Annotated in this window: 10 protein-coding genes; 2 read left to right on the forward strand and 8 right to left on the reverse strand. The window is 67.8% G+C overall.

Going from position 1 to position 9237, the window contains the following annotated elements; all coding sequences use genetic code 11:
* Both Q0L94_RS04370 and Q0L94_RS04375 read left to right on the forward strand, forming a co-directional pair.
* Window positions 1-388 (forward strand): MBL fold metallo-hydrolase (locus Q0L94_RS04370; protein WP_296750416.1); only part of this gene is annotated, 388 nt, incomplete at its 5' end.
* 42 nt (window positions 389-430) lie between these two features.
* Window positions 431-1795, forward strand: coding sequence for a rhodanese-like domain-containing protein (locus tag Q0L94_RS04375; RefSeq protein ID WP_296750419.1), 1365 nt, complete (start codon window positions 431-433; stop codon window positions 1793-1795).
* 3 nt (window positions 1796-1798) lie between these two features.
* Here Q0L94_RS04375 and Q0L94_RS04380 read toward each other — a convergent pair whose 3' ends face one another.
* The 8 genes from Q0L94_RS04380 to Q0L94_RS04415 form a co-directional block, all read right to left on the reverse strand.
* Window positions 1799-2707, reverse strand: coding sequence for an arginase (locus Q0L94_RS04380; protein ID WP_296750421.1), 909 nt, complete (start codon window positions 2705-2707; stop codon window positions 1799-1801).
* Entirely contained in the window at window positions 2704-4116 is a 1413-nt protein-coding gene (locus Q0L94_RS04385) for an NAD-dependent succinate-semialdehyde dehydrogenase (RefSeq protein ID WP_366799194.1), read from the reverse strand. The genes Q0L94_RS04380 and Q0L94_RS04385 overlap by 4 nt, the downstream gene beginning before the upstream one ends.
* Window positions 4117-4297: 181 nt before the next feature.
* Window positions 4298-5854, reverse strand: coding sequence for a nitrite reductase (locus Q0L94_RS04390; RefSeq protein WP_296750427.1), 1557 nt, complete (start codon window positions 5852-5854; stop codon window positions 4298-4300).
* A complete protein-coding gene (gene nirJ / locus Q0L94_RS04395) occupies window positions 5854-7053 on the reverse strand; it encodes a heme d1 biosynthesis radical SAM protein NirJ (protein ID WP_296750430.1) in 1200 nt (399 codons plus the stop codon). Before nirJ ends, Q0L94_RS04390 begins: the two co-directional genes overlap by 1 nt.
* Window positions 7054-7063: 10 nt before the next feature.
* Window positions 7064-7564 carry an AsnC family transcriptional regulator gene (locus Q0L94_RS04400; protein WP_296750433.1) on the reverse strand — a complete coding sequence of 167 codons (501 nt, stop codon included), beginning with the start codon at window positions 7562-7564 and terminating at the stop codon, window positions 7064-7066.
* Window positions 7561-8010 carry an AsnC family transcriptional regulator gene (locus tag Q0L94_RS04405; RefSeq protein ID WP_296750436.1) on the reverse strand — a complete coding sequence of 150 codons (450 nt, stop codon included), beginning with the start codon at window positions 8008-8010 and terminating at the stop codon, window positions 7561-7563. The genes Q0L94_RS04400 and Q0L94_RS04405 overlap by 4 nt, the downstream gene beginning before the upstream one ends.
* Window positions 8010-9014 carry an Lrp/AsnC family transcriptional regulator gene (locus Q0L94_RS04410; protein WP_296750439.1) on the reverse strand — a complete coding sequence of 335 codons (1005 nt, stop codon included), beginning with the start codon at window positions 9012-9014 and terminating at the stop codon, window positions 8010-8012. The genes Q0L94_RS04405 and Q0L94_RS04410 overlap by 1 nt, the downstream gene beginning before the upstream one ends.
* Window positions 9011-9208 carry a cytochrome D1 domain-containing protein gene (locus tag Q0L94_RS04415; protein WP_296750442.1) on the reverse strand — a complete coding sequence of 66 codons (198 nt, stop codon included), beginning with the start codon at window positions 9206-9208 and terminating at the stop codon, window positions 9011-9013. Before Q0L94_RS04415 ends, Q0L94_RS04410 begins: the two co-directional genes overlap by 4 nt.
* Between the last annotated feature and the right edge of the window lie 29 nt (window positions 9209-9237).

Here is a 9237-nt window from a genome sequence, read left to right on the forward strand (position 1 = left end):
CTGGCTCGACGCGCTGCCGCAACAGGCCGAGCTGTTCGGCTTTCCGCCCGCGCAGGCGTTCACCCCGGACCAGTGGCTCGCCGACGGCGACCGGGTCGAGGTCGGCAGCGTGCGCCTCGACGTGCTGCACTGCCCCGGCCACACTCCCGGCCATGTGGTGTTCTATCAGCCGGCGGCGCGGCTCGCCTTCGTCGGCGACGTGCTGTTCAAGGGCTCGATCGGCCGCACCGACTTCCCGCGCGGCGACCATGCGGCCTTGCTGGCGGCCATCCGCGGCAAACTGTTTCCGCTCGGCGACGACGTGCGTTTCGTGCCGGGGCACGGCGCGATGTCCAGTTTCGGACACGAACGTCGCGAGAACCCCTTCGTCGGCCCGGCGTCAGACTGACATCGGGTCCGCGTGCCGCACCAGAAACCCAAGGAGACCATCATGAAAACCATCCGTTTTCCGCATGCCCTGCTCCCGGCGGTGCTGCTGCTGGGTGCCACGGCGCAGGCGCAAACCCTTTCCGCCGTCGTCACTCCGCCGCCCGAAGCGCCCGCGGTCACCCAGGCCGCGCAAAGTATGCTCGACGCGGTGAATGCGCGGGTGCCGCAGATCGATACCGCCGGCCTCGTCGCGCAGCTGAAGGCGCAGCCGGACACGGTGGTGATCGACGTGCGCACGCCGGCCGAACTCAACCTGCTCGGCGGCTACATCGACGCGCCGCGTTTTGCCAATCTCGCGCGCGGCTGGCTGGAATTCCAGATCGAAGCCGTGGTGCCGGACAAGGCCACGCCCATCGTCGTCTACTGCGGCGTCAGCCAGCGCAGCCCGCTCGCCGCCGACACCCTGATCAGGCTCGGCTACACGAACGTGAAGAACTACCGCGACGGCTTCTTCAACTGGAAGCGCGCCGGCCTGCCGATCCAGCAATTCGACAAGGCGCCGGCGTCCTTTCTGTACAGCCTGCCGCAGGAGGTCATCCCCGGCGTGTGGTCGGCGATCGGTGCCACCGCGCCGGGCAGCTACGACAATTCCGGCCACAACAACAACCTTTCCTTCGTCATCACCGACGACGGCGTGCTGGTGGTGAACGCCGGCGACAACTACCTGCTGGCGCAAAGCCTGCACGAGGAAATCAAGAAGCGCACCACGCAGCCGGTGAAATACGTGGTGCTGGAAAACAGCCAGGGCCACGCCATGCTCGGCTCGAAATACTGGAAGGAACAGGGCGTTACCATCATCGCGCAGCGCGACACCGCGGCCTACATGGAGAAGACCGGATACGATTCGCTGGAGACGATGCGCGCGCGCGCCCGCGACAAGGCGTTCAAGACCGAGTTCGTGATGCCGGACACGCTCTACGACGACAGGCTCGACCTCAAAATGGGCTCGTGGAACCTGCAGATCCTGCATCTCGGTTCCTCGCACAGCCATGGCGACACCATGGTGTGGCTGCCCGAGAAGAAGCTGGTGATCGCCGGCGACACCGCCTTCCACATCCGTATGCTGCCGATCTTCGAGGACACCGACACCGCCAAGTGGATCGAGACCTGGGACAAATTCGAGGCGCTCGGCGCCGCGATCGTCATCCCCGGCCATGGCGGCCCGACCGATATGGCGACCGTGCGCAAGTGGACGCGCGACTACCTGGTGCACCTGCGGGCCAAGGTCGCCGAAGTCATCAAGAACGGCGGCTCGCTCGACGACGCCTACAAGGTCGATCAGTCGGCCTATCTGCACCTGCATACTGCCGACGAACTGGCGCGCAGCAATGCCGGGCGGGTGTACCGGGCGATGGAGTTCGAATAGACACTAGCGCACCGCCGGCTTGAGCGGCACGACGGCGTCGAGCAGCGCGCCGGCGGCGTCGGCGGTGGCGCGCCCGCGGTCGCGCCGCGGGTTGTACTCGGCGATTTCCATCGCCACGAAGGCCGGATCGCCGCGCAAACGGGACAGCGCGGCGGCGAGTTCGGCGCGGCGCAGGCCGTCGGGCACCGGGCTGCCCGTGCCCGGCTCCTCCTCGGGGTCGAGCGCGTCCAGATCCACGCTCACGCCGAAACCGGCGGTGCCGTGCCGCACGATGGCCAGGGCTTCGTCGAACACCTCGGCCAGGCCGCGCCGGCGGATTTCCTCCATGCCGAACACCCGCACCCCCAGCCGGTGCAGCAGCGCCGCCTCGCCCGCCTCGAAGCTGCGCACGCCGATCAGGCACACGTGCTGCGGGCGCAGCTTGGCCTCGGCGCCGTCAATGGCGGTGAGTTCCGCCTCGCCGTGGCCCAGCAGGACGGCCAGCGGCATGCCGTGGATCTGCCCGCTCGGCGTGGTGGCGAAGGTGTGGCTGTCCATGTGGGCGTCGATCCAGATCAGGCCGATCGGCCCGCGGCCGGCCAAGGCGCGTCGCACGCCGCTCCAGGTGCCGATGGCGCAGGAATGGTCGCCGCCCACCACCAGCGGGAAATGGCCGGCCTGCAGCACCGCCGCCACCTCCCCGGCCAGCCGGGCGGCGAGCGCCGCGACGGCGTGCAGCGGCGTGTCCCGCTGCGCGCGCGGCACCCGCAGGATCGCGTTCCATTCCACATGTTGCAGTGGGGAGCCGTGAAACACCCGCCAGCGTCGCAGCGCGTCCGGCCCTTCGCCGGTGGCCGGGTCGGGTGCGCCGGCGCCGCTGGCGGCGCCGATGACGACCACGGTGCGCGGCGCTGCGGGGCCGGCCGGCTTCACCCCAGCCCGCCCAGGTTGAGGTATTTGCTTTCCAGATATTCGCCGATGCCGCTGCGGCCGCCTTCGCGGCCCAGCCCCGACTGCTTGACGCCGCCGAATGCCGCCTCGGCGGTGGAGATCAGGCCGGCGTTGATGCCGACCATGCCGTAGTCGAGCGCCTCCGCCAGCCGCCAGGCGCGGCCGAGGTCGCGGGTGTAGGCATAGGCGGCGAGCCCGAATTCGGTGTCGTTGGCCATGCGGATCGCTTCCGCCTCATCGGCGAAGCGGATCAGCGGCGCCACCGGGCCGAAGGTCTCGTCGCGGCACACTTGCATGTCGGGCGTGCAGTCGGCCAGCACCGTGGGTTGGAAGAACTGCCCGCCGAGCGCGTGGCGGCTGCCGCCGGCGAGCAGTGTCGCGCCCTGCGCCAGCGCATCGGCGATGTGCGCCTCGACTTTCTGCAAGGCGGCGGCGCTGATCAGCGGGCCGATTTCCACCCCGGCCTCGAAGCCGTTGCCCACCTTCAGGCGGGCGGCTGCGGCGGCGAATTTTTCGGCGAAGGCGTCGAAGACGGCATCCTGTACCAGCACCCGGTTGGCGCACACGCAGGTCTGTCCGCTGTTGCGGTACTTGCTGGCGAGTGCGCCCGCCACCGCGGCGTCGAGATCGGCGTCGTCGAACACGATGAAGGGCGCGTTGCCGCCGAGTTCGAGCGACACGTGCTTGAGCGTGGCGGCGCTCTGCGCGAGCAACTGCCTGCCCACCGCGGTCGAGCCGGTGAACGACAGCTTGCGCACCAGCGGGTGCGATGTCAGCACGCCGCCGATCGTCGCCGCATCGCCGGTGACGACGTTCAGCACCCCCGGCGGCAGCCCCGCGCGCTGCGCCAGTTCGGCCAGCGCCAGCGCGGTGAACGGCGTCTGCGAAGCCGGCTTCGCCACCACCGTGCAGCCGGCGGCCAGCGCCGCGCCGGCCTTGCGGGTCAGCATCGCGGCGGGGAAATTCCACGGCGTGATCAGCGCCGCCACCCCCACCGGCTGCTGCAGCGTGAGCATGCGCCGGTCCGCCCACGGCGACGCCACCACGTCGCCGTAGACGCGCCGCGCCTCCTCGGCGAACCACTCGATGAAGCTTGCCGCATAGTCGATCTCGCCGCGCGCCTCGGCAAGCGGCTTGCCCTGCTCGCGTACCATGATCGCGGCGAGATCGTCGCGGTGGGCAAGAATCAGCTCGAACCAGCGGCGCAGCAACTGCGCCCGGGTTTTGGCCGGCGTCGCGCGCCAGCCGGCAAATGCCGCGTGCGCCGCCACGACCGCGCGTTCGGCATCGGCGGCGCCGCAGCGTGGCGCGTGGCCGACGGTTTCCGCAGTGGCCGGATTATGGATGGCGAAGCGCGCGCCGCCGGCGGCGTCGCGCCATTCGCCGCCGATCAGCGCCTGCTGCCGGAATAACAAGGGGTCGGATTGCTTCACGCCAGATAACCCTGTTTTGCAGGGCGCCGTTACCAAAAAGACAGCTTACCCAGTCAACCGGTCCTGAAGCAACGGCCCTGCTTCGGCGCTTCCGCTGGTTTGCGCATGGAACGCCGTGTACGCGCTGCCGAGCGCAAGCTCAATGGCTGGTGCCGGCCGAGCGTGTGGTCTTGTTGTAGACGTTGTATTTGCCTGAAGGCTTGCTCATGGGAATGCGCGCGGCCTCCGCGAACGTCGCCGTGTCGTAAACGACCAGGGCGCCGTCCATTTCCCAGATGCTGACCAGGGCATACCTGCCGTCGCGGGTGAATTCGACGTGCGCGGCGGTCTTGCCGGGCGCAGGCGTGAGCGTGCGCACAATTTCCAGCGTGCGCTTGTCGATGATGGTGAGCGTGTCCTTCGCCGGGCTCATGAAATTGTCGGTCCAGGCATAAGGTGTGTTCTCGTGGCTGCGCATGAAAAAACCCGGGCCCAGGGTGTCGATCCGCTTGATCAGCTGCCAGTTCTTCATGTCGATGATGCTGATCACGCCGGATTTGAGGTTGGGCGTGGCCATCACCGGCCGGCCCTGGTATTCCCAGGTGATGCCGGAGCCGAGGTGGGGCATGCCGGGCAGGTCGAGGTCGGCGACTTTCCTGCGCGCGTCGAGATTGATCACCTGGCCCTTGCCGGCGTCGCGCGAGGCGCCCATCAGGTGAGTGTAGGACTGATCGAAATAGAAATCGTCGAGATAGTCCGCGAGCGGGATGCGGCGCACCGGGAACGGCCCCTTGTCGGCCAGCGCCTCGGCCATGCGGTAGTCGTGCACCAGCCCCGGATAGATCGGCTCGTGGTCGTCGGCGTAGGGGATTTCCCACACCTCCTTGACGTCCTTCAGCGCGGCGATGAAGCTCTTGCGCGGCGCCGCGTCGTAGACGGCGGAGACGCGCGAACGCTTGCCGCTGTCGTCCTTCGCCTCGATCAGCTTGAGCGGCGTGAGGTCGGCCGCATCGAGCACGAGCAGGGTCTGCGGCAGATAGTTGCCGACGATCACGTAACGCCCGTCGCCCGACACGGCCAGATTGCGGGTATTGATCCCGGCACGGATTTCGTGGGTGATCTTCAGGTTCCAGATGTCGAACTTGGCAATCCAGCCGTCGCGCGAGGCGAAATAGACATAGCGCCCGTCGGGGGTGAACTTCGGTCCGCCGTGCAGGGCGAAGCGGGTCTGGAAGCGGTGGATGGGTTTGAAGCTGTCGCCGTCGAGGAGGGTGGCGTGGTGATCGCCGGTTTCGACGACGACGAAGAGGTTGAGCAGGTCGGCCTTGAATACGGGTGTGTCCGGCAGGCTGCCGGCCTTGAAATTCTCGATGCGCGAGGCCTTGATCTCGGCGAGCCCCCAGACGGGCACGCTGGCGGGCTGCGTGTAGACGAAATCCGTCAGCGCCTGGATCTCGGCGGCAGAGAGCGTGTCGCCGAAGGCCGCCATCTGCGAAGCGGCGCGGCCGTTGGCGATGACTTTCAGCGCCTCGGGTTTGCGCAGCCGTTCCAGGTTTTCCGGAAGCAGCGCAGGGCCGGTGCCGCCGAGGCGGTCGATGCCGTGGCAGCTGGCGCAGTGCCGGGCGTAGACCGCGGCTGCGGGCTCGGCGCCGCGGGCCGGTGCCGTCAGCGCCAGGATGGCCGGAAAAATACAAAAAGCGCGGAGCCAGGTTTTCATCAGCGCGCCATCCGTCGCAGTGGCACATAGGGCGTCACGGTCAGCCGCTCATGCGGCGTGGCGACGCCGATCTCGTCGTCGTCCAGGTAGCAGGCCGGGTCTTCCTGCCAAGGGTCGCCGGTCAGCTGGTAGGCGCGCACCCGGGTGTTGCCGCCGCAGATGTCGAAATAGGCGCATTCGCCGCAGCGACCCTTGACCTGCCGCGGGCTCGCCTTGAGTCCTGCCATCAGCGGGTCGGCGGTGTCGGGCCAGATCGCGGAGAACGGCCGCTCCTTCACGTTGCCCAGGGTGTAGTTCCACCAGAAGGTGTCGGGGTGCACGTTGCCCAGGTTGTCGATGTTGGCGATGTTGACCCCGCTCGAATTGCCGCCCCATTGCGCGAGCTTGGCGCGCATGTGCGCTTCCATCGCAGGGAAGTGCTTGCGGATCCACAACAGCAGGTAGACGCCGTCGGCGTCGTTGTTGCCGGTGACGAACTCGCTGCGGCGCCCTTCCTGCTGGTAGCGCCAGCAGGTGTCGAACAGCAGGTCCATGGCCTGGCGGGTGGCCCGGTGCACCACGTCGTGCTTGCGGTTGGTGTTGCCGCGGCCGGCGTAGTTGAGGTGGGACAGGTAGAACTTGTCGAGCTGCTCGTCTTCCATCAGCTGCAGCAGCCCGGGCAGGTCCTGCGCGTTGTCCTGGGTCAGGGTGAAGCGGATGCCGACCTTGATGCCGCGGTCGCGGCACAGGCGGATGCCGTGCAGCGAGGCCTCGTAGGCACCCTCCATGCGGCGGAAACGGTCGTGGGTTGCCGCAATGCCGTCGAGCGAGACGCCGACGTAATCGAAGCCGATGGCGGCGATGCGCTCGATGTTGCCTTCATCGATGAGGGTGCCGTTGGAGGACAGGCCGACGTAGAAACCCATCTCCTTGGCGCGCTGCGCGATGGCGTAGATGTCGGGACGCAAGAGCGGCTCGCCGCCGGAGAGGATGAGAACCGGCACGCGGAAACGCTTGAGGTCGTCCATGACGGCGAACACCTCGTCGGTGCCGAGCTCGCCCGGAAAGTCCTTGTCGGCGGAAATCGAATAGCAGTGCTTGCAGGTGAGGTTGCAGCGCCTCACCAGATTCCAGATCACCACCGGGCCGGGCGGGGTGCGCCGGGGGCCGAGCGGGGTCGGCTGGGCGAGTTCCTGCAGGTATTGGGAGATACGGAACATGTCTTTTCTCCTATGCGCCGATGCGCAGGCCGGTTTTCTTGAGGATGCGCGAACTGTACAGGATGTCACGGCCCCGGCTCGCCGTGCCCAGCACCTCGGCGATGAGGCGGGCCTTGGCCTCCACTTCCTCGCGCGTCCTGCCGTGCACCATGGCGAACAGGTTGTAGGGCCACTCAGGCAGGTGGCGCGGGCGCTGGTAGCAGTGGGTCACGAAGTCGAGCCGGCCGATGCGTTCGCCGAGTTCGTCGATGCAGTCGTCGGCGACATCCCACACCGTCATGCCGTTGGCGCGATAACCCAGCGCATAGTGGTTCGGCACGGCGCCGATGCGGCGGATGATGCCGAGGTCGAGCATGCGCTGCATGCGCTGCATCACCTCGGCGGCTGCCATGCCGAGCTGTTCCGCGACGGCGTGGTAGGGGCGCGGCGCGAGCGGCAGCCCGGCCTGCGTCGCCTGGATGATGCGGCGGTCGGTGTCGTCGAGCGGACTGAAATCCTTGGGCGCGTTCATACGTGCAGTTTCAGTTCGACGAAATATTCGCGGATCTTCGGCATGTTGAAGACCGGATAGCCGCTCTCGCGCTCGATGCGCGCGATCGTGTCCTGCTGCGCGGCGGGGGTTTCGGTGGCGAGCACGAACCACATGCTGAGGCGGTGGCCGCGCGCATAGTTGTGCGCCACCTCGGGCTGGCGGTTGACGATTTCCGTCACCCGCTCGAAGTCCTGCGGCGGGATCTCCATCGCCGCCAGGCTCAGCGCGCCGCCCATCTGCGCCGCATGGTACATGGGGCCGAAGCGCGACAGCAGGCCGCGCGCGAGCAGGCTGTCGATGCGGGCGATGACGGTCGCCTCGTCGCTGCCGACGCGGGCCGCCACCTCGGCATAGGGCCGTTCGCAGATCGGGAAGCCGCCTTGCAGGGTGTTGATCAGGGCGCGGTCGAGGTCGAGGTCGTCCATCAAATCGCCTCCGCCTCCGTCTTCGGCTGTGCCGCGACGTAGCGCGCGCCGGTCTGCTTGAAGCGCCGCTTGCTGAACAGCACCTCGCAGTGAAACTCCGTCAGCCCGCACTGGTCGCGCAGATGGTCGAGGTGCCTCAGCACCGCGTCCCGATCCTTGCCGTGAATCATGCAGAACAGGTTGTAGGGCCACTCGGGCAGGCGGCGCGGGCGCTGGTAGCAGAGGTTCACCAGACCCGAGGCGCCGACGCAGCGGCCGAATTCGTCGACCTGTTCATCCGGGATATTCCACACCACCATGGCGTTGGCGCGGAAGCCCAGCTCGTGGTGGCGGACGACGATGCCCAGGCGTTTGATGACGCCGTGATCGAGCAGCCGCCCCAGCCGGATCAGCACGTCGGCTTCCGACGTTCCGATGAATGCCGCGACTTCGGCATAGGGGTGCGCCATCAGGGGCAGGCCTTCCTGGATCGCCTCGACCAGGGCGTAGTCGAGGGCGTCGAGTTCGAGTGCGCGCGAAGGGGCGGCTTTCTGCTGGTGCCGGTCGGTCAGGCCGACGCTGCGGCGCAGATCGAAGCCGAGGTCGATGTGGTAGTCCTGCACCATGGGCAGGCGCATCGCCGCAAGACCGGTCTGCTGCTCGATGTCGTGCAACGCCTGCTCCAACTGCGCCGGGTTCGCGGCCGCGGCGACGAACCAGAGGTTGAAGCGGTGTTCGCGTTCGTAGTTGTGGTTGACCTCGGGGCGCGCGCTGACGAGCCGGGCCACCTCGTCAAGCCGCCCTTCCGGCACGGCCATGGCGGCGAGCGTGCTGACGCCGACGCGGTTGGGGCGAAACACCGCGCCGACGCGGCTGACGACGCCTTCCCGCGTCAGCCGGCGCAGGGTATCGAGCAGGCCTTCCAACTCCAGTCCGAGGCGCTGCGCGATGGCATCGAAGGGTCGGGAGGTGAGCGGAAAGCCGCGCTGGAAATCATTGAGCAGGCTGAGTTGGATGTCGCTCATAGTCCGATCCTGTGGGCACGCACGGTGAAGAAAATTCCGCTCGGGCTCTGCGCAGGCAGGGTGCCGATGCGGGCGAACGAATCGGGGTCGTAGATCTCGATGCGGTTTTCGTCGCGCAGCGAAAGCCAGACCTGCTCGCCGCGCGGGGAAAACTCCAGGTGCAGCACCCCCTTGCCGGGCTTCAGGGTCTGCACGATGCGCTGCTAGGGCAGGTCGAGGATCT

Source organism: Thiobacillus sp., from assembly GCF_024708915.1.

What these genes read in the sequence shown, in the direction of transcription:
- Q0L94_RS04410 (WP_296750439.1), bottom strand. Translation starts at nt 9,014, where the DNA reads ATGAGCGACATCCAACTCAGCCTGCTCAATGATTTCCAGCGCGGCTTT.
- nirJ (WP_296750430.1), bottom strand. Translation starts at nt 7,053, where the DNA reads ATGTTCCGTATCTCCCAATACCTGCAGGAACTCGCCCAGCCGACCCCG.
- Q0L94_RS04390 (WP_296750427.1), bottom strand. Translation starts at nt 5,854, where the DNA reads ATGAAAACCTGGCTCCGCGCTTTTTGTATTTTTCCGGCCATCCTGGCG.
- Q0L94_RS04375 (WP_296750419.1), top strand. Translation starts at nt 431, where the DNA reads ATGAAAACCATCCGTTTTCCGCATGCCCTGCTCCCGGCGGTGCTGCTG.
- Q0L94_RS04405 (WP_296750436.1), bottom strand. Translation starts at nt 8,010, where the DNA reads ATGGACGACCTCGACCTCGACCGCGCCCTGATCAACACCCTGCAAGGC.
- Q0L94_RS04400 (WP_296750433.1), bottom strand. Translation starts at nt 7,564, where the DNA reads ATGAACGCGCCCAAGGATTTCAGTCCGCTCGACGACACCGACCGCCGC.